Below are 18,173 nucleotides of genomic sequence, written 5' to 3' on the forward strand. Positions count from 1 at the left end.
AAGGCCGCCCAGGGCGGCCTTCCGGCGAACGGAGAACGGGAGCGGCGCCGCTTATTTCTTCGGCACGGTGGTTTCGTTCTTGTTGCTCTTCTTCTCGTCGTTGATGGTGTTTTCCTTCTTGCTTTCGATCTTCGCCGTCTTCGAGAGCTGCACCGGCTGGCCCTTCAGGTGGTTGAGCGCCTGCACCAGCTGGAAGTCGTCCTTGCCGCCGAATTCCAGCGGCTTGCGCTTCTTCTCCAGCGCCGCCAGCCGCTGCTCCTCTTCGAGCTCGTCCAGCTTGGCGCGCGCCGCCTCTTCCTTGTCCTTGTCGTTCGACAGGTGCTTGGTGAGGTCAGCTTCGCGCAAACGCAGGCCGTTCAAGCCGTCGCCTTCCGCCGTTTCGTCCACCAGCAAGTCGGGCACGATGCCCCGGGCCTGGATGGAGCGGCCGTTCGGCGTGTAATAGCGGGCGGTGGTGAGCTTCACCGCGGTATCGGCCGACAGCTGACGTATGGTCTGCACCGAACCCTTGCCGAAGGTCTGGGTGCCCATGATGGTGGCGCGCTTGTAATCCTGCAGCGCGCCGGCCACGATCTCGGAAGCGGAAGCGGAACCGGTGTTGACCAGCACCACCATCGGCACTTTCTTCACCGCTTCCGGCAGCCTGGAGAGCGGATCGCTCAGCGCGGCGCGGGAGGAGGTGTAGAACTCGCGGCGAGCGTAGAAGGTGGCCTTCGAATCCGGCAGCTGGCCATTGGTGGAGACCACCGGCACGTCCTTCGGCAGGAAGGCGGCCGACACGCCGATGGCGCCCGGCAGCACGCCGCCCGGATCGTTGCGCAGGTCGAGCACCAGGCCTTTCAGATTCGGTTCCTGGGCGTAGATGGCGTTGAGCCGCTTGGCCAGGTCATCCACCGTCGGTTCCTGGAACTGGGAAACGCGGATCCAGGCATAGCCCGGCTCGATGACTTTCGACTTCACGCTCTGCACCCGGATCTCCTGGCGCACGATGGTCAGGATGATGGGCTTGTCCTCGTCCTTGCGGGCAATGGTCAGGGTGATCTTGGTATTCGGCTCGCCGCGCATGCGCTTGACCGCCTCGTCCAGCGTCAGGCCCTTGACCGGGGTGGTGTCGAGCCGGGTGATCAGGTCGCCCGCCTTCAGGCCCGCCTTGTGCGCCGGCGAATCCTCGATCGGCGAGATCACCTTGACGTAGCCGTCTTCCATGCCGACCTCGATGCCGAGGCCGACGAAGCGGCCCTGGGGGCCTTCACGCAACTCCTTGAAGGCTTTCTTGTCGAGGTAGGCGGAATGCGGATCGAGCGACGCCACCATGCCGGAAATCGCTTCCGTCAGCAGCTTCTTGTCGTCGACCGATTCGACATAGTCGGACTTGATCAGGCCGAACACGTCGGCGAGCTGTCGCAACTCCTCCAGCGGCAGCGTGGCGGCGCTTTTCTGCGCGGTGGCGTCGAATTGCATCGATCCGGCGATGCCGGCAATGACGCCCAAGCCGATAAGACTGAAATTCTTAAGTTTGCTGCCCATGTATCACCTAGTAGTTACCCAATCCAGAGGGTCAAACGCGCGGCCTTGGTGCCGCATCTCAAAGTATAAACCTGAAAATTCGCTGCCGCCGCTGTTGCCGGCGCTGGCAATCACGTCGCCGCCCTTGACGGCGTCGCCGGCGCGCTTCAGTACGGCCTGGTTATTGCCGTAGATGGTCATGTACTGGCTGCCATGATCGATGATGATCAGGTTGCCGAAGCCGCGCAGCCATTCGGCGAACACCACCCGGCCGGCGGCCACCGCCTTGATTTCCGCCCCTTCCGGGGCGCGGATGAACAGGCCCTTCCAGTTGGGGCCGTCGCCGCGGCGGCTGCCGAACCTGGCAGTCAGATCGCCCTTGACGGGCAACCGCAACTGGCCGCGCAGGGCGGCAAAAGCGCGCTCCAGCCCAGCGTCTTGGACGTGGGCAACTGGCGTGAGTTCATTGCGCGCAACGATTTTTGTCGGCGGCTCGTCATCGTCGATCGCATCGGGGTTTTTCGTTGCCGGCTTGCCATTGATCTTGCCGTTGGCGCTGTTCCTGCCGGCAAGCCTGGCCTGCTTTTCCGCCCGGGCGCGGGCCAAGGCTTCCTGGCGCTGCTTTTCTTCCTGGCGTTTCTTTTCCAGCGCCAGCGCTTCGGCGCGGCGTTGTTCCTCGATCAACTTGGCCAGCCGTTCCACCAGCGCGCCCAGGCGCTGCTCGTCGCGCACGATGCTGTCGGCTTCGCGGCGCTGCGCCGACAGCTTGCCGGACAACTGCGCCACCAGCGTCGCATGGCGCGTCTTTTCCTTCTCCAGCAAGCCCTTCTGCTCTCGCTGCTCGTCGGCAATGTCTTCCAGCACATCGCGCGCCTTCTGAACCTCGGCCTGGTTCTGCTGGTTCGCCTCCATGTCGGCCCGCAGCGCGTTCACCAGTTTCGCCTGGGCCTGCGACACATAGCCCATGTACTGCAGGTCGCGGTTGATGCGGTTCGGGTTGTCGCCGGACAGCAGCAGCTTGATGCGGTCTTCATTGCCGGCGTGATACAGCTCGCGCAGTGAAGTGGCCAGCCGTTTCTGCTGGGCGGCGATGGCGCGCGCCAGCCTGTCCTGCTCCGTCGCCAGTTCCTGCAGCTTGCCCTCGGTCTGCTTCTGTTCCAGGTCCAGTTCATGCAGGCGGCGATTGGCCTCGGAAATGGCGCGTTCCGAATGCGCCAGCTCGTCGGCGGCGTGGCCATGCGCCGCCTCGGTAGCCATGATGCTGCGCTTGAGGGATTCCAGCTTCTGCTTCAGCTCGGCGCGCTCCGCCTCGGCTGCCTGCTTCTGCTGCGTCCGCTCGCTGGAGCGGGCGGCGAGCGCCGCGCCGCTGGCCAGGCAGAGCAGCGCGGCCGACGCCATGATGGCGACGGCGGCGGAGCGGGTGACTGTCACGGTCTGTTTCCTTGCCGCTTACTTGGACTTGCCCTGGCTGGCCACGGCCTTCATCGCCGCCTCGATGGCCGACTGGTCGCCCAGATAGTAGCTGCGGATCGGCTTCAGGTTTTCATCCAGCTCGTACACCAGCGGCTGGCCGTTGGGGATGTTCAGGCCGACGATGTCCTCGTCGCTGATGTTGTCCAGGCTCTTGATCAGCGCGCGCAGGCTATTGCCATGGGCGGAGATGATGATGCGCTTGCCGGCGCGGATGGCCGGCGCGATGGCTTCGTTCCACACCGGCATCACGCGGTCGACGGTGTCCTTGAGGCATTCGGTCAGCGGGATGTCGGTGCGGCTGAGTTCGGCATAGCGCGGATCGTTGAAGGACGTCCGGTTGTCGCTGTCCTCCAGCGGATTCGGCGGCGTATCGTAGCTGCGGCGCCAGACCAGCACCTGCTCGTCGCCGTACTTGGCAGCGGTCTCGGCCTTGTTCAAGCCCTGCAGGGCGCCGTAGTGGCGCTCGTTCAGGCGCCAGCTGTGGACCACCGGGATCCACATCAGGTCCATTTCGTCGAGGGTGATCCAGAGGGTGCGGATGGCGCGCTTGAGCACCGAGGTGTAAGCCATGTCGAAGGTGAAGCCGGCTTCCTTCAGGATCTTGCCGGCCTGGCGCGCTTCCTCGCGGCCCTTCTCGGTGAGGTCGACGTCGGTCCAGCCGGTGAAGCGGTTCTCGAGATTCCACGTGGATTCGCCGTGGCGCATGAATACGATCTTGTACATGTCGATGTCTTGAAGTGTGGGACGCGGAGCGAAGTCTCTGCTGATGCGTCTGCTTGGATTGGAGTGATGGGAAATGGTACAGCGCCTTCTATTTTATAATGTTGGGATTGCTTAAAACCATTCGAACCACTGGAACCCCGTGAAATTCATCATTGATAACATCTGGCTCATCGGCATCGCACTCCTTTCCGGCGGCGCGCTGCTGTGGCCCAACCTGCAGCGGCGCGGCCGCACCGTTTCCCTGCTGCAGGCCACCCAGCTCATGAACCAGGGCAAGAGCGTCATCGTCGACGTGCGCGAACCGTCGGAATTCGCCGCCGGCCATCTGCGCGACGCCAAGAACATTCCGCTCAAGGAGTTGCCAAACCGGATAGGCGAGCTGGAAAAATCCAAGGCCAAGACCATCATCATCGTGTGCCAGTCAGGCGCCCGCTCGGCCCAGGCGGCCTCCCAGTTCACCAAGGCAGGCTTCAGCGACGTCGCCAGCCTCGAAGGCGGCCAGGCAGCCTGGCAGGCGCAGGGTCTGCCGCTGGCCAAATAACGGAGAAAAGCATGTCAGCACGAGTCCTCATGTACAGCACCGGCGTGTGCCCCTATTGCGTCATGGCCGAGCGCCTGCTCAAGGCCAAGGGCGTGGAGAACATCGAGAAGATCCGCATCGACCTCGACCCGGAGCAGCGGGCGGCGATGATGGAAAAGACCGGTCGCCGCACCGTGCCGCAGATATACATCGGCGAGACTCATGTCGGCGGCTTCGACGACCTGAGCGCGCTCGACCGCGCCGGCAAGCTCGAGCCGCTGCTGCAAGGCGCCTGAAGTCCGGCATCGGGCCGCGGCATGCGGTCTTGATTCCCGGCAGTCAAATCCGTCCCTGCCTGTCATTCTCCTTCCCATTGGATTATCATCCCGGGCGGCGCCCGCCGCCCGTTTATCAATTTCACACTGAAGGCATCCCATGTCCGACCAGAACCAGCAACCCGATCAGCAGCCCGTATTCCAGATCCAGCGCGTGTATCTCAAGGACATGTCGCTGGAGCAGCCCAATTCTCCGGCTATCTTCCTGGAGCAGCAGGCGCCGAACATCGAAGTCTCGGTCGACGTCGGCGTCGAGGCGCTGGCCGACGGCATCTTCGAATCCACCGTGACCATCACCGTCACCTCCAAGGTCGGCGAGAAGGTTGCCTTCCTGGTCGAGGGCAAGCAGGCCGGCATCTTCGAGGCGCGCAACATCCCGATGGAGCAGCTCGATCCGCTGCTCGGCATCGGCTGCCCGAACATCATCTATCCCTACCTGCGCGCCAACATCGCCGACGTGATCACCCGCGCCGGCTTCCCGCCGGTGCACTTGGCCGAAATCAACTTCGAAGTGTTCTACCAGCAGCGCCTGCAGGCGCTGGCCGAGCAGCAGCAACAGCAGCCGCAGGGATCCGGCCTGATCATGCCGGACGGCAGCGCCGCGCGGCAGTAACCGTCGGCAAGCATCATGCGGTTTGCAGCAGCATCTCGCGGCCGGCCCTGCCGTGCCGCGCGCTCGGCGGTTTTCGCCGTCCTGGCCCTGTGCGGCGCGTCCGCGCAGGCGCTCGATTTCAAATCGGTCGGCGCCAGTCCGGCCATCCTGTACGACACCCCATCGGTCAAGGGCAAGAAGCTGTTCGTCGCCCCGCGCGGCATGCCTGTCGAAGTGGTGCTGACCTACGGCGACTGGGTCAAGGTGCGCGACGCCAGCGGCGACATGGCCTGGCTCGAGGCCAAGGCCCTGGCGGCCAGGCGCACCGTGGTCGTGAATGCCGCCGGCAGCCGGATACGGGCGGCGGCGGATGACAACTCGGCGGTCGTGTTCAGCGCGGACAAGGGCGTGCTGCTCGACCTGCTGGAGCCGGCAGCGGCCGGCTGGGTCAAGGTGCGCCACCGCGATGGCCAGGTCGGCTTCATCAAGTCGGCCGAGGTCTGGGGCGAATGAACGCCGCCGCTTCGTCGCCGATGCGGATCGCCATCCTCGGCGCCGGCGCCTGGGGCACGGCCCTGGCCATCGCCCTGGCGGAGCGGCATCGCGTCCTGCTGTGGGGGCGCAATGCCGAGGCCATGACGGCGGCTGACCAGCAGCGTGAAAACGCCGTCTACCTTCCCGGCTTTCCCCTTCCTGCCAGCCTGGTCCTGACCTCGGACCTGGAGCAGGCGCTGGCGCATGTCTGCGCCGCCGGCCAGCCTTCCTTGCTGATCGCCGGCACCGCCGTCGCCGGCCTGCGCCCGCTGGCGGAGCAGCTTCGCGGCCGCGACCTGCCCAACCTGGTCTGGCTGTGCAAGGGTTTCGAGGAAGACACCCGCTTGCTGCCGCACCAGGTGGTGCAGCAGGTGCTGGGGGAAAAATTGCCGACCGGCGCGCTTTCCGGCCCGTCCTTCGCCCAGGAAGTGGCGCGCGGCCTGCCGTGCGCGCTGACCATCGCCTCGCGCGATGCCGGCCTGCGCGACACCGTGCTGCAGGCGGTGCATGGCCGTCATATCCGGATCTATACCTGCGACGACCTGGCTGGCGTGGAAGTGGGCGGCGCGGTGAAGAACGTGCTGGCGATTGCCACCGGCGTGGTGGATGGCATGCAGCTCGGCTTGAACGCGCGGGCGGCGCTGATCACGCGCGGCCTGGCGGAAATCACCCGGCTCGGAATCGCTCTCGGCGGGCGTTTGGAAACCTTCATGGGGTTGACCGGCATCGGCGACCTGATCCTCACCTGCACCGGCGACCTGTCGCGCAACCGCCGCGTCGGCCTCGGGCTGGCCCAGGGCAAGCCGCTCGATGTAATCGTTGCGGAACTCGGCCACGTGGCCGAGGGCGTGCGCTGCGCCCGCGCCGTGCGCGAGCTGGCCGGCGAACTGGGTGTGGATATGCCAATCACCCAGGCGGTGGTGGACATGCTGTTTGACGGCGACTCGCCGCAGCAGATGGTCGCCCGGCTGCTGGCGCGGGACCCGCGCACCGAAGCCATCTGACGGCGCTCTCGGCTCGATCTCTCCGCGGCGACCGGCGCCTCGCCAACGTCGTCGGCGCTGGCCGCGGATGCGCTGCGGCCTCAGCTGAGCAGCTTGCCGCTATCGTCCCGCGTCAGCACCACGGTCATCAGCACCACCGCGTCGCGCGGCGCATGCAGTGAATAAGAAATGCCTCCGGCCAGAAAAAGCATCTCGCCGGCATTGAGCGTTTCGGTCTTTCCATGCGCCTGCACCTCGACCGCGCCATCCAGGCACTGCAGCGTGATTTCGCCTGGAACGTCGTGCGGCGGCACCGTCCTGCCGGCAGCCAGCACCAGTCGCATGACTTCCAGCTGTTCCGACTTGAGCAGGGCGACCGATTGCGAATCCGGCAGGTTTTCCGCCGGTGGATGAATGCGTATCCTTTCCCCCGAAATGGCGTGATGAAGTGACATGGGCGGTTCTCCTTGATAAGCCTTGAGCGGCCATGTGTTCGACCGGGTTCGCTGTCAAGAGTGCAATGCCGGCCCCCGGTTTCGGCGCGTGCCGAGCCGAAATGCGGCAATCCTTCGTCGAAGCCGGAAACTTCAGGCAACGGCCTTGATCAAAGTCAGCTGGTGCAGACGTCATCGGGGAGAAATCAAGGACGACGTCTCGCGTCGCAGAAGTTGCGAAAGATCAATGGGCTCGTGCAGCACCTTGCCTGCGCGTAATAAAAGACCTGTCTCGCGGCCTTATACTTCTGTATATTCTTCTCTGTAACTTTCTTGCCAAAATCACTATGCAAATAGCTTTCTCCGATTCCGGTCGCCGCGCGCGCCCACGCATGCTGCAGCGCGGCTTCACCTTGATCGAGATCATGGTCGTCGTGGTCATCATGGGTATTCTGGCTGCCCTGGTCGTGCCCAAGCTGATGGGACGCACCGACGACGCCCGCATCACCGCTGCCCGCCAGGACATCGCCACGCTGATGCAGGCGCTGAAACTGTACAAGCTGGACAACCAGCGCTATCCGACCACCGAGCAGGGGCTGCAGGCATTGACCGCGAAGCCGACCACCGGCCCGGCGGCGAACGGCTGGAAGACCGGCGGCTATATCGACAAGCTGCCCAAGGACCCCTGGGGCAATGCCTACCAATACCTGTCTCCGGGCGTGAAAGGCGAGATTGACGTGTTTTCCTATGGCGCCGACGGCCAGCCCGGCGGTGCCGGCGTCGATGCCGACATCGGTTCCTGGGACCTCTGATCGAAGGCTGACATGAACAGGCTAGGCAGGACGCGCCCGCAGCGCGGCTTTACCCTGCTTGAGCTGCTGGTGGTGCTGGTCATCGTCGGCATCACGCTCGGCGTGGCGACGATGAACGCGATGCCGAGCGAGCGCCAGGTGCTGCAAAGCGATGCCGAGCGCATCGCCCTGCTGATGCAGCTCGCGCGCGACGAGGCCATCGTGCGCAACCGGCCGATCGCCTTCGAGGCGCAGGACGACCGCTACCGCTTCCTGATCCGCAACGGCAGCAGCTGGGAGGCGATGTCGAATGATGAACTGCTGCGCGAGCGGGAGTTCAAGCGTCCGCCGGTGGGCCTGGCAATCAGCCCGGCGTCGGCGGGGCAGGGCAATCCGCTACGCGTCGTCTTCGGCCGCGAGCCGGTGGACCGGCCTTTCGTGCTGCGCATGTCGGCGGGCGACTCGGTGGTCGCCATCCGTGCCGACGGCATCGGCCATTTTGTGGTGGAGTGATATGAAGCGCAGGCGAATCTCATCGCCCTGCCGGGCGCAGCGGCGGACGGCAGGCTTTACCCTGCTGGAAGTGCTGGTGGCGCTGGTCATCGTCGGTACGGCGCTAGGTTCCAGCCTGCGCGCCGTCGGCAGCCTGACCCAGAACAGCAGCGGCTTGCGCACCTCGATGATGGCGACCTGGTCGGCCGAGAACCGGCTGGCGCAGATCCGCCTGGCCAAGGAGTATCCGCCGGTCGGCAAGCGTTCCTTCGAATGCCCGCAGGGCACGCTGAATCTGGTGTGCGAGGAAGAAGTGCTGTCCACGCCGAATCCCTTCTTCCGCCGGGTGGAGGTGAGCGTGTTCGATGCCGAACAGACCGACCGCCGCATCATCAAGCTGGCGCAAATCGTTTCGGGCAGCTGAGCATGGCCGGCATGCGCGCATCCCCATCCACCCGCCACGCCGGCGGCTTCACCCTGATCGAATTGCTGGTGGCCATCAGCGTGCTGGCGATCGTGGCGGTGCTCGGCTGGCGCGGCCTGGATACCATCGTGCGCGCCCGCGTCGGCCTCACCAGCGAACTGACCCAGACCCGCGGTCTGCAGCTGGCCTTCGCCCAGATGCAGACCGATTGCCTGAACGTGGCCGACGAGTCGCTGATCGGCACCCGCCAGCCGCTGCAGGCTTCCTCTGGCCGGCTGACGCTGATCCGCACCACCTTCGCCGAAAACCAGCCGTCTCGGCTGCAGGTGGTCGCCTACCGCCTGCGCGACGGCGTGCTGAGCCGGCGCGAATCGCCGGCCACGCGCGATCTCGGCGAACTCGATACCTTCTGGTCCAACATGCTCGGCGACAGCGACAGCATCGAGCCGGTGGTGCTGGAATCCGACATCGACGAGATGGCGATACGCTCCTGGGTGCCGGACGGCAACGGCTGGCGCCAGGGCGCGAACCCGACCACCGCATCGACCCTCGTGCCGGGAAGCAGCCAGAATGCCGGCAGCAACACCGGCACGACCGGGACCACCGGCACGACCAACGGCACGGGCACGACCAATACCGCAGGCACAAATGCCAACGCGGCGGCGGCCGTGGCCCAGAATCAGCAGAACACGCTGCTCACCGGGCTGGAAGTGTCGCTGCGGCCGCGCAGCAGCGGCGCCAACCTGGTGAAGATCTTCCTGCTGGGGGCGGTCTAGCATGGCCGCCCGTGTGACGATCCGGCAGGCACGCCTGCGTCGGAAGCAGCGCGGGGTGGCGGTGGTCACCGCGCTGCTGCTGACCACGCTGGCCATCACCATCGTCGCCAGCCTGTTCTGGCAGCAGCAGGTGCAGGTGCGCTCCATCGAGAACCAGCGCCTGCAGCTGCAGAAGCAGTGGATCCTGCGCGGCGCGCTGGATTGGACCCGTCTGATCCTGCGCGAGGATGCGCGCTTCTCCAAAGTCGATTACCTCGGCGAGCCCTGGGCGGTGAAGCTGGCGGAAACGCGGCTCGACCAGTACGTGGATAATGCGCAAAGCCAGGCCGACGTGCCGGACGCGGCGCTGTCGGGCGGCATCACCGATGCCCAGGGGCGGTTCAATCTGAACAACCTCGCCACCGACGGCAAGCCGAATCCGGGAGAGGTGGCGGTGTTCGGCCGGCTGCTGACCAATTTGCGCCTGGAGCCGGCGCTGGCGCAGGCCACGGCCGATCTGCTGGCATCGGCCCAGCGCGCCCGCATCAGCGCCGGCGCAGTGGCGGGACAGGCGGGGCAGGCCGGCGGCGCGGCAACGCCGGGCGCCGGCGGGCAGGCCAAGCCGATGCCGATCTGGCAGGCGGACGACTTGCTGGCGGTGACCGGCTTCACGCCGGCGATGCTGGACAAGGTGAAGGATTTCGTGATCGTGCTGCCAGCGCGCGCGGGCTTGACTCCGGTCAATGTCAACACCGCGCCGGCAGAGGTCTTGGCGGCGAGAATTGAAAGCCTGTCGCTGGCCGAGGCGAACGCGCTGGTAGCCGCCAGGGAACGCACTTATTTCCGCGACGCCGCCGACTTCACCCAGCGCCTGCAGGGCAAGTCGATCGGCGGCGCATCGATCGACGTCAAGACCAGCTTTTTCCTGGTTCTCGGCGACGTGCGCCTGAACCGGGCCACGCTGAACATGCAAGCGCTCATCGAGCGCAACGGCTTGAACACCAAAGTCATCTGGATACGCGAGAACTAGAAGGGATGCCTTGAGTACACTGTATATACGCCTGCCTTCCAAGGCCGCCGCCGACAGCGCCGAATCCGGCGCTGCGCTGCTGTGCCAGTATGCGCTGGCAAGCGACGGCGCCAAGGTGCAGACCAAGGGCGCCGGCACGCTGTCGGAACTGAGCGGCGCGGTGCAGCAGGCCAGCGCCGTGGTGCTGCTGCTGGCCGCCAGCGACGTTACCCTGCTGCGCCTGAACCTGCCGCCGCTGTCGGCGGCGCGCCTGAAGACGGCGCTGCCGAACATGGTGGAAGACCAGATCATGAGCGACCCGGCGGAATGCGTGCTGGTGCCGGGCGACACCGTCGACGGCCTGCGCACCGTGGCCGTAATCCAGCGCAGCTGGCTGGAACTGCTGGCCAGCACCATGCAAGCCCTCGGCGCCAGGCGCGTTTCCGCCGTGCCATCCCAGCTCTGCCTGCCGCTGGAGCCCGGCACGGCATCCGCCGCAGTGAGCCAGCACGATACCGAGATCGACGTCACCCTGCGCACCGCGGCGCAGGAAGGCGTCGGCCTGCCCATCCTGGCCGAGCAGCCGGAAACCGCGCCGCTGGAAGTGATCGAAACCCTGTCGGCGGTGGTGCCGGCCGGACGCATCCGGCTGTTCGTGCCGCCGGCCCGCATGGAAGCCTTCGAGGCGACGCTGGCCGCCAATCCCAACATCGGCGAGCGCATCGAGCTGGCAGCCGACAACTGGAACCATTGGGTGGATGCGGCCAACGCCGCTTCGCTCAACATGATGAGCGGCCTTGCCGGCAGCGGCAGCCAGCGCTTCAACTGGCGCCCGTGGCGCTGGCCGCTGGCGCTGGCCGCCGCCCTGCTGGCGGTGAATGCCGCCGCCCTCAACATCGACTGGCTGCGCATGAAGCGCGAAGCCGACAGCCTGCAGCAGCGCATGATCCAGACTTACCGCTCCGCCTATCCGAAGGAAACCGTGGTGGTCGATCCGGTGGCGCAGCTGCGCCAGAAGATCGCGGCCGGCAAGCGCGAGGCCGGCCAGGCCGCGCCGGATGATTTCCTGTCGCTGGCCGCCGGCTTCGGCGACGCCTGGAGCGCCGCCGGACAGGCCGGCAAGCAGGTGGCCGGCCTCGAATACCGCGACCGTGCGCTGACGGTCAAGCTCAAGCCGGGCAGCGGCGCCACGCTGGAGCAGATCCGCCCGGCGCTGGCGGCGCGCAATCTGTCGGCGACCGAAGCGGGCAGCAACGTCTGGCAGATCAGGAGCGGCAAATGAGCCTGCGCGAGCAAATGCAAAACGCCGGCCAGTCCTGGTCCGGCTTCTGGGGCGAGCGCAATCCGCGCGAGCGTGCGCTGCTGGCCCTGGCGGCGGCGGTCGCGGTATTCGGCCTGTGCTATCTGCTGCTGATCGACCCGGCCATCAGCGGCCGGCAGAATCTCGAAAAGAAATTGCCGACGCTGCGCCAGCAGGCGGCCGAAGTGCAGGCGCTGGCGCAGGAAGCCGGCGCGGTGTCGGACAAGGCCGCCGCGCCGGTGCCGGCGCTGTCCCGGGAAAGCCTGGAGTCCTCGCTGACGTCGCGCGGCCTGAAGCCGCAGAACGTGGTGTTCAACGGCGATCTGGCGCGGGTGCAGCTGAGCGCGGCGTCGTTCGCCGCCACCGTCGACTGGCTCGACGAGATGCGCCGTTCCGCCCGGCTGTCGGTGGTGGAAGCCACCGTCGAGGCGCAGCAGGAGGTCGACATCGTCAATGCCACCTTCACCCTGCGCCAGGTGCGCGGCGAACAGGCGGCGCGATGACGCGCGCCGTCATGCAGGGCAGGGAGACGGCATGCGGCGGCTGATGCTGTGGCTGCTGGCAGCGCTGGTCGTGGTGGGCCTGACGGTCTTCGTCTTCCTGCCGGCGGCGTGGCTGGCGCCGCTGGTGGAAAAGCAGACTGGCGGCCGCATCACCCTCGGCGACGCCCAGGGCTCGCTGTGGCACGGCTCGGCCTTCATCGGCGGCGCGCCCAGCGGGGTCGACCCGGTGACGCCGCTGCTGCCGGGCCGCTTCGCCTGGACGCTGTCGCCGCTGGTGCTGGTGGGGCAGGTCGACATGCGGGTCGAGAATCCTGCGGCGCTGTCGCAGCCGGTGCGCATCACCGGCAACTGGCAGCAGTGGGACGTGAGCGCGGCGGCGGTGGACCTGCCGGCGGAGCGGCTGGCCGGCCTTGGCGCGCCGCTCAATACCATCCAGCCGTCGGGGCGCATGCGCCTGTCGTGGAATGCGCTGCAGGTGGCGCGCGAAGGGCAGAACGCGAGCCTGGTGGGCAGCACCACGCTGGAAATGAATGACATGTCCTCGCGGCTGTCGCCGGTGAAGCCCCTCGGGGCCTATCTGCTGGCGATGGACTGGCGCGGGCAGCAGGCGACGCTGAACCTGAAGACGCTGCACGGGCCGATGCTGCTCTCCGGCAGCGGCACGCTGGCCAATGGCCGGCTGCGTTTTTCGGGCCGGGCGGAAGCCGAGGAAGGGCAAGAGGAACGGTTGGCAAATCTGCTGAATTTGCTGGGTCAACGCCGTAGAGAAGGCGACAAAAACATCATAGCGCTAGAGCTCAAATGAAAAAACAACCAACACCCCAATCCGGATCCAGGGCGGCGCGCCGCCACTGGCGCGCAACCGTGGCGCTGCTGGCCGCGCTGTCCACCGCGCTGCCGCCGGCCGCCTTCGCCCAGGACCCGTCGACCAACCAGGCGACGCTGAACTTCGTCGGCGCCGACATCGAGGCGGTGGTGAAGGCCATCGGCCACTACACCAACACCACCTTCATCATCGACCCGCGGGTGAAGGGCACCATCAACCTGGTGTCGGAGCGGCCGGTGACCAAGGCCCAGGCCCTGAGCCTGCTGGCCTCCTCGCTGCGGCTGCAGGGTTTCGCGCTGGTGCGCAGCGAAGGCTACACCAAGGTGGTGCCGGAAGCCGACGCCAAGCTGCAGGCCGGCCCGCCGGTGACCGCTTCCTCCGGCGTGCGCGGCGACCAGATCGCCACCCAGATCTTCCGCCTCAACTATGAATCGGCCAACAACCTGGTGCCGGTGCTGCGGCCGCTGATCTCGCCCAACAACACCATCAATGCCAACCCGGGCAACAACAGCATCGTCATCACCGACTATGCCGACAACCTGAAGCGCCTGGCGCGCATCATCGCCTCGCTCGACGTGCCGGCCACCGGCGACCTCGACGTGGTGCCGGTGCGGCATGCGATCGCCACCGACCTCGCCGCCAGCGTCAACCGCCTGCTCGACACCGGCACCGCCGCCGCGCCGGGCGCGATCGATGCCAGCCGGGTCTCGGTGCAGGCCGACACCCGCACCAATTCGCTGATCATCCGCGCGCCGTCGCCGGCCCGCGCCAGCCTCGCCAAGTCGCTCATCGCCAAGCTCGACCAGCCCACCGACCTGCCGGGCAACGTGCACGTGGTCCACCTGCGCAATGCCGACGCCGTCAAGCTGGCGCAGACGCTGCGGGCGGTGGTCGCCGCCGATGCTTCCGTCACCGGGGCCACCACCACCCAGCCCGGCCAGCAGCCGACCCAGCCGGTGAACGTTTCCGGCGCCCAGCCGGGCCAGCTCGGCGGCAGCACCCCGCTGAACCCGACCCAGCCGACCAATGCCGCCAGCGCCCTGCCGACCGGCGGCGCCGCCGGCTTCATCCAGGCCGACCCGGCGACCAACACCCTGATCATCACCGCCAACGAAACCGTGTACCGCAACCTGCGCGCGGTGATCGACCGGCTCGATTCGCGCCGCGCCCAGGTCTATGTCGAATCGCTGATCGTGGAAGTGTCGGCCGACAAGGCGGCGGAATTCGGCGTGCAGTGGCTCGGCCTGACCGGCGACTCCAACAGTTCCTACCGCATCGGCGGCGGCACCTCTTTCTCCACCGGCGGCAACAACCTGTTCAACCTCGCCGCCGCCCAGGCGGCCGGTTCCACCGGCACCGCGACCGCCGCGACGCTGCCCGGCAACGGCCTGAATCTCGGCATCTTCCGCCAGATCAACGGCCGTCTCGGCCTCGGCGCCATCGCCCGCGCGCTGGAAACCCAGGCCGGCGCCAACATCCTGTCGGTGCCGAACCTGATTACGCTGGACAACGAGGAAGCGCGCATCATCGTCGGCCAGAACGTGCCCTTCATCACCGGCCAGTACACCACCGCGGCTGCCGGCACCAACCCGTTCCAGACCATCGAGCGGCGCGACGTCGGCCTGTCGCTGCGCGTGCGGCCGCAGATTTCCGAGGGCGGCACCATCAAGCTGGGCATCTACCAGGAAACTTCCAGCATCCGCGACACGTCCAATACGGCAGGCATCATCACCAACAAGCGTTCCATCGAATCGAACGTGCTGGTGGATGACGGCCAGGTCATCGTGCTCGGCGGCCTGATCGAGGATACCGCCCAGGGCGGCGAGGAGAAGGTGCCCGGCCTCGGCGACCTGCCGGTGGTCGGCGGCCTGTTCAAGTATCAAAACCGCAAGCAGACCAAGACCAACCTGATGGTGTTCCTGCGGCCGACGGTGATCCGCAGTTCCGAGCAGAACACCAGCGTCATGGCCGATCGCTACGACTACATCCGCGGCGTCGAGACCCAGGCCCAGCCGGCCAACAGCCTGGTGCTGCCGAACATCCAGGCGCCGGTGCTGCCGCCGCTGCAAGATGGCCGGCCGGTGGGCGGCGCGGTGCTGAACGTGCCGCCGGCCCGCCGCGAAGGCATCGGCGAAGGCGCCATCAACACCACCACCCAGCCGGTGATCGGAACCGAGCCGGCTCCGGCGCAAACGCCGCTGCCGGCCCCCGGCATACCCATAGTTCCTGCCCCGGCGCAGGAACCGAACCGCAACCAGTAACCGCAGACGAGCCAACCATGAGCGACACCCGACTACTCCCCTATGCCTTTGCCCGCGACCATGCGCTGCTGGCGCGGCGCAGCGAGGCGGCCAGCAATGCCGTCGAAGTCTGGGTGTCGGAAACCACCAAGCCCAGCGCCATCGCGGAGGTCAGCCGCCGCTTCGGCCGCGTCAAGCTCAAGCCGATGTCCGCCGACGCCCTACAGGCCGCCATCGCCCAGGCGTATGCCGGTTCCGGCGGCGATGCCGCCCAGGTGGTCGACGAGGTCGAGTCCGACCTCGACCTGAACAAGCTGATGATGGACATGCCGGCCATCGAGGACCTGCTTGAAGCCGCCGACGATGCGCCGGTGATCCGCATGATCAATGCGCTGCTGACCCAGGCGCTGCGGGACGAGGCCTCCGACATCCACATCGAGCCTTTCGAGCGGAATTCGGTGGTGCGCTTTCGCGTCGACGGCAACCTGCGCGACGTGGTCAAGCCGAAGAAGGCGATCCATGCCTCGCTGATCTCGCGCATCAAGATCATGGCCCAGCTCGACATCGCCGAGAAGCGCCTGCCGCAGGACGGCCGCATCACCCTGCGCGTCGGCGGCAAGCCGGTCGACGTGCGCGTCTCGACGCTGCCCACCGGCCATGGCGAACGCGCGGTGCTGCGTCTGCTCGACAAGGAAGGCGGACGCATGGACCTGAACCATCTCGGCATGAGTCCCGACGTGGAGCAGGAGTTCGACAAGCTGATCAGCCAGCCGCACGGCATCGTGCTGGTCACCGGCCCGACCGGCTCCGGCAAGACCACCACGCTGTACGCCGCCCTGTCGCGCCTGAACGGTCCGTCCACCAACATCCTGACGGTGGAAGACCCGATCGAATACGAGCTGGCGGGCGTCGGCCAGACCCAGGTCAACCCGCGCATCGAAATGACCTTCGCCAAGGCGCTGCGCGCCATCCTGCGCCAGGACCCGGACATCATCATGATCGGCGAGATCCGCGACCTGGAAACCGCGCAGATCGCGGTCCAGGCCTCGCTCACCGGCCACCTGGTGCTGGCCACCCTGCACACCAACGACTCCGCCGCGGCGGTGACGCGACTGCTGGACATGGGCATCGAACCCTTCCTGCTGTCGTCCTCGCTGCTGGGCGTGGTGGCGCAGCGACTGGTGCGCAAGCTGTGCCCGGTCTGCAAGGAGCCGGACCCGAACGGCGGCCCGGAATGGCGGGCGGTGGGCTGCGACAAGTGCGGCCATACCGGCTACCAGGGTCGGGTCGGCATCTACGAGCTGCTGCAGACCACCGACGAGATCCGCAAGCAGATCCACGACCAGGCCTCCGAAGCCGAGATCCGCGCCGCCGCGCAGCAGAACGGCATGCGCACCATGCGCGAGGATGGCGAGCGCTGGATCGCCGAAGGCATCACCACCCGGGCCGAGCTGCTGCGGGTGGCGAAGGACTAGCCGAGGAGTATCCGTGCCCGCATTCCGATATGAAGCCGTCGACGCCGGCGGCCAGACCCGCAAGGGCGTGGTCAACGCCGACAGCCCGCGCGCCGCGCGCTCCGACCTGCGCGCCCAGGGCCTGGTGCCGATCCAGGTTGACGCCATCATCGCCGAGGCCAAGGCCGCCGGCAGCCGCCGCCTGAGCTTCGGCGACAAGCTTTCCACCAACGAGCTGGCGCTGTTCACCCGCCAGCTCGCCAGCCTGCTGGAAGCCAGCCTGCCGCTGGAGCAAGCCTTCACCGCCCTGCTGGACCAGGCCGAGCGGCCCTACGTGCGCGACCTGGTGGCGGCGATCCGCGCCGAAGTGATGGGCGGCGCCTCGCTGTCCGATGCGCTGTCCCAGCATCCCCGCGACTTCACCGACATTTACCGGGCGCTGGTGGCGTCCGGCGAGCACATCGGCCAGCTGTCGCGGGTGCTGTCGCGCCTGGCGGATTACATCGAGCGCCGCAACTCCCTGGTGCAGAAGGTGCGGCTGGCCTTCACCTATCCCGCCATCGTCACCGTGGTGGCGTTCGCCATCGTCATCTTCCTGCTGGCCTACGTGGTGCCGCAGATCGTCTCGGTGTTCGCCAACACCAAGCAGAAGCTGCCCATGCTCACCGTCATCATGCTGGCCATCTCCGACTTCGTGCGCGGCTACGGCTGGATCGTGGCGCTGCTGCTGGCGGCGGCCGGCTTCGCCTGGCATACGGCGCTGAAGAACCCGGCCATCAGGTACCGCTGGCACAGCTGGAAGCTGGATGCGCCGATGTACGGCAAGTTCGAGCGCAGCCTGAACACCGCCCGCTTCGCCAGCACCCTGGCCATCACCACCGGTTCCGGCGTGCCCATCCTGCTGGCGCTGCAGACCAGCCGCGACACGCTGTCCAACGTCGCCATGAAGGACCAGGTGGAGGAGGCCACCACCAGCGTGCGCGAAGGCGTGGGACTGGCGCGGGCGCTGTCGGCGCACAAGCATTTCCCGCCCATGCTGATCCACATGATCCGCGCCGGCGAAGTGACCGGCGAGCTGCCGGCCATGCTGGAGCGCGCCTCCAACGCGCAGGAGCAGGACCTGGAGCGGCGCGCCATGACCATCGCCGGCCTGCTGGAGCCGGCCCTGATCCTGGTGATGGGCGTGGTGGTGCTGCTGATCGTGCTGGCAGTGCTGATGCCGATCATCGAGATCAATCAACTGGTGCGGTAAGAAGGTACGGAAAAAACAATAAGGAAA

At 66.9% G+C, this 18,173-nt stretch carries 20 protein-coding genes; 16 read left to right on the top strand and 4 right to left on the bottom strand.

Features of this window, described 5'->3' with window-relative positions:
* Positions 1–51: 51 nt before the first annotated feature.
* The 3 genes from CHB88_RS01990 to gpmA are packed head-to-tail and all read right to left on the bottom strand — an operon-like array spanning position 52 to position 3,702.
* Complete coding sequence (locus tag CHB88_RS01990; protein ID WP_089397602.1) at positions 52–1,527, bottom strand: S41 family peptidase; 1,476 nt, start codon at positions 1,525–1,527, stop codon at positions 52–54.
* A gap of 3 nt (positions 1,528–1,530) precedes the next feature.
* The gene (locus CHB88_RS01995) at positions 1,531–2,904 is read right to left on the bottom strand and encodes a murein hydrolase activator EnvC family protein (protein WP_089397867.1); all 1,374 of its coding nucleotides are present in this window, start codon (positions 2,902–2,904) and stop codon (positions 1,531–1,533) included.
* A 51-nt stretch (positions 2,905–2,955) separates the two neighbouring features.
* The gene (gene gpmA, locus CHB88_RS02000; protein WP_089397603.1) at positions 2,956–3,702 is read right to left on the bottom strand and encodes a 2,3-diphosphoglycerate-dependent phosphoglycerate mutase; all 747 of its coding nucleotides are present in this window, start codon (positions 3,700–3,702) and stop codon (positions 2,956–2,958) included.
* A 139-nt stretch (positions 3,703–3,841) separates the two neighbouring features.
* Here gpmA and CHB88_RS02005 point away from each other — a divergent pair, with 139 nt between their 5' ends.
* The 5 genes from CHB88_RS02005 (at position 3,842) to CHB88_RS02025 (ending at position 6,687) form a co-directional block, all read left to right on the top strand.
* Complete coding sequence (locus tag CHB88_RS02005; protein WP_089397604.1) at positions 3,842–4,243, top strand: rhodanese-like domain-containing protein; 402 nt, start codon at positions 3,842–3,844, stop codon at positions 4,241–4,243.
* A gap of 11 nt (positions 4,244–4,254) precedes the next feature.
* The gene (gene grxC / locus CHB88_RS02010; protein WP_089397605.1) at positions 4,255–4,518 is read left to right on the top strand and encodes a glutaredoxin 3; all 264 of its coding nucleotides are present in this window, start codon (positions 4,255–4,257) and stop codon (positions 4,516–4,518) included.
* A gap of 139 nt (positions 4,519–4,657) precedes the next feature.
* Positions 4,658–5,170: a protein-export chaperone SecB gene (gene secB, locus CHB88_RS02015; RefSeq protein ID WP_089397606.1), complete on the top strand. Its 513-nt coding sequence runs from the start codon at positions 4,658–4,660 to the stop codon at positions 5,168–5,170.
* Between the two features lie 15 nt (positions 5,171–5,185).
* Positions 5,186–5,662 (top strand): SH3 domain-containing protein, encoded by a 477-nt coding sequence (locus CHB88_RS02020; RefSeq protein ID WP_089397607.1) that lies wholly within the window; start codon positions 5,186–5,188, stop codon positions 5,660–5,662.
* Between the two features lie 20 nt (positions 5,663–5,682).
* Positions 5,683–6,687 carry an NAD(P)H-dependent glycerol-3-phosphate dehydrogenase gene (locus CHB88_RS02025; protein WP_089397868.1) on the top strand — a complete coding sequence of 335 codons (1,005 nt, stop codon included), beginning with the start codon at positions 5,683–5,685 and terminating at the stop codon, positions 6,685–6,687.
* Between the two features lie 80 nt (positions 6,688–6,767).
* Here CHB88_RS02025 and CHB88_RS02030 read toward each other — a convergent pair whose 3' ends face one another.
* Complete coding sequence (locus CHB88_RS02030) at positions 6,768–7,121, bottom strand: cupin domain-containing protein (RefSeq protein ID WP_089397608.1); 354 nt, start codon at positions 7,119–7,121, stop codon at positions 6,768–6,770.
* Between the two features lie 326 nt (positions 7,122–7,447).
* Between CHB88_RS02030 and gspG the strand changes: the two genes are divergently transcribed.
* From gspG to gspF, 11 genes are read left to right on the top strand one after another with little or no spacing between them, the layout of a single operon-like run.
* A complete protein-coding gene (gene gspG / locus CHB88_RS02035; protein ID WP_176442285.1) occupies positions 7,448–7,912 on the top strand; it encodes a type II secretion system major pseudopilin GspG in 465 nt (154 codons plus the stop codon).
* A 12-nt stretch (positions 7,913–7,924) separates the two neighbouring features.
* Positions 7,925–8,404, top strand: coding sequence for a GspH/FimT family pseudopilin (locus CHB88_RS02040; RefSeq protein ID WP_089397610.1), 480 nt, complete (start codon positions 7,925–7,927; stop codon positions 8,402–8,404).
* Position 8,405: 1 nt separating this feature from the next.
* On the top strand, positions 8,406–8,807 hold the full coding sequence (gene gspI / locus CHB88_RS02045) for a type II secretion system minor pseudopilin GspI (RefSeq protein WP_089397611.1): 402 nt from the start codon (positions 8,406–8,408) through the stop codon (positions 8,805–8,807).
* 11 nt (positions 8,808–8,818) lie between these two features.
* Positions 8,819–9,583 (top strand): prepilin-type N-terminal cleavage/methylation domain-containing protein, encoded by a 765-nt coding sequence (locus CHB88_RS02050; protein WP_089397869.1) that lies wholly within the window; start codon positions 8,819–8,821, stop codon positions 9,581–9,583.
* A gap of 1 nt (position 9,584) precedes the next feature.
* Positions 9,585–10,592 carry a type II secretion system minor pseudopilin GspK gene (gspK, locus tag CHB88_RS02055; RefSeq protein ID WP_176442286.1) on the top strand — a complete coding sequence of 336 codons (1,008 nt, stop codon included), beginning with the start codon at positions 9,585–9,587 and terminating at the stop codon, positions 10,590–10,592.
* Between the two features lie 10 nt (positions 10,593–10,602).
* The gene (gene gspL, locus CHB88_RS02060) at positions 10,603–11,853 is read left to right on the top strand and encodes a type II secretion system protein GspL (RefSeq protein WP_089397612.1); all 1,251 of its coding nucleotides are present in this window, start codon (positions 10,603–10,605) and stop codon (positions 11,851–11,853) included.
* Complete coding sequence (gene gspM, locus CHB88_RS02065; protein WP_089397613.1) at positions 11,850–12,374, top strand: type II secretion system protein GspM; 525 nt, start codon at positions 11,850–11,852, stop codon at positions 12,372–12,374. Before gspL ends, gspM begins: the two co-directional genes overlap by 4 nt.
* 31 nt (positions 12,375–12,405) lie before the next feature.
* Positions 12,406–13,179, top strand: a complete 774-nt coding sequence (gspN, locus tag CHB88_RS02070) for a type II secretion system protein N (protein ID WP_089397614.1) — start codon at positions 12,406–12,408, stop codon at positions 13,177–13,179.
* A complete protein-coding gene (gene gspD / locus CHB88_RS02075; protein WP_089397615.1) occupies positions 13,176–15,461 on the top strand; it encodes a type II secretion system secretin GspD in 2,286 nt (761 codons plus the stop codon). Before gspN ends, gspD begins: the two co-directional genes overlap by 4 nt.
* A 17-nt stretch (positions 15,462–15,478) precedes the next feature.
* On the top strand, positions 15,479–16,915 hold the full coding sequence (gspE, locus tag CHB88_RS02080) for a type II secretion system ATPase GspE (RefSeq protein WP_089397616.1): 1,437 nt from the start codon (positions 15,479–15,481) through the stop codon (positions 16,913–16,915).
* Positions 16,916–16,928: 13 nt separating this feature from the next.
* Positions 16,929–18,146, top strand: a complete 1,218-nt coding sequence (gene gspF / locus CHB88_RS02085) for a type II secretion system inner membrane protein GspF (RefSeq protein WP_089397617.1) — start codon at positions 16,929–16,931, stop codon at positions 18,144–18,146.
* Positions 18,147–18,173 lie beyond the last annotated feature (27 nt).

Source organism: Noviherbaspirillum humi (genome assembly GCF_900188095.1).
In the GTDB taxonomy this organism is placed as follows: Bacteria; Pseudomonadota; Gammaproteobacteria; order Burkholderiales; family Burkholderiaceae_D; genus Noviherbaspirillum; species Noviherbaspirillum humi.

Coding starts and splice junctions, on each gene's coding strand:
- gspD (WP_089397615.1), top strand. CDS start 13,176: ATGAAAAAACAACCAACACCCCAATCCGGATCCAGGGCGGCGCGCCGC.
- gspN (WP_089397614.1), top strand. CDS start 12,406: ATGCGGCGGCTGATGCTGTGGCTGCTGGCAGCGCTGGTCGTGGTGGGC.
- gspM (WP_089397613.1), top strand. CDS start 11,850: ATGAGCCTGCGCGAGCAAATGCAAAACGCCGGCCAGTCCTGGTCCGGC.
- gspG (WP_176442285.1), top strand. CDS start 7,448: ATGCAAATAGCTTTCTCCGATTCCGGTCGCCGCGCGCGCCCACGCATG.
- CHB88_RS02020 (WP_089397607.1), top strand. CDS start 5,186: ATGCGGTTTGCAGCAGCATCTCGCGGCCGGCCCTGCCGTGCCGCGCGC.
- CHB88_RS02025 (WP_089397868.1), top strand. CDS start 5,683: ATGCGGATCGCCATCCTCGGCGCCGGCGCCTGGGGCACGGCCCTGGCC.
- gspE (WP_089397616.1), top strand. CDS start 15,479: ATGAGCGACACCCGACTACTCCCCTATGCCTTTGCCCGCGACCATGCG.
- CHB88_RS02040 (WP_089397610.1), top strand. CDS start 7,925: ATGAACAGGCTAGGCAGGACGCGCCCGCAGCGCGGCTTTACCCTGCTT.
- CHB88_RS01990 (WP_089397602.1), bottom strand. CDS start 1,527: ATGGGCAGCAAACTTAAGAATTTCAGTCTTATCGGCTTGGGCGTCATT.
- CHB88_RS01995 (WP_089397867.1), bottom strand. CDS start 2,904: ATGGCGTCGGCCGCGCTGCTCTGCCTGGCCAGCGGCGCGGCGCTCGCC.
- CHB88_RS02050 (WP_089397869.1), top strand. CDS start 8,819: ATGCGCGCATCCCCATCCACCCGCCACGCCGGCGGCTTCACCCTGATC.
- gspK (WP_176442286.1), top strand. CDS start 9,585: ATGGCCGCCCGTGTGACGATCCGGCAGGCACGCCTGCGTCGGAAGCAG.
- gpmA (WP_089397603.1), bottom strand. CDS start 3,702: ATGTACAAGATCGTATTCATGCGCCACGGCGAATCCACGTGGAATCTC.
- grxC (WP_089397605.1), top strand. CDS start 4,255: ATGTCAGCACGAGTCCTCATGTACAGCACCGGCGTGTGCCCCTATTGC.
- CHB88_RS02030 (WP_089397608.1), bottom strand. CDS start 7,121: ATGTCACTTCATCACGCCATTTCGGGGGAAAGGATACGCATTCATCCA.
- secB (WP_089397606.1), top strand. CDS start 4,658: ATGTCCGACCAGAACCAGCAACCCGATCAGCAGCCCGTATTCCAGATC.
- gspI (WP_089397611.1), top strand. CDS start 8,406: ATGAAGCGCAGGCGAATCTCATCGCCCTGCCGGGCGCAGCGGCGGACG.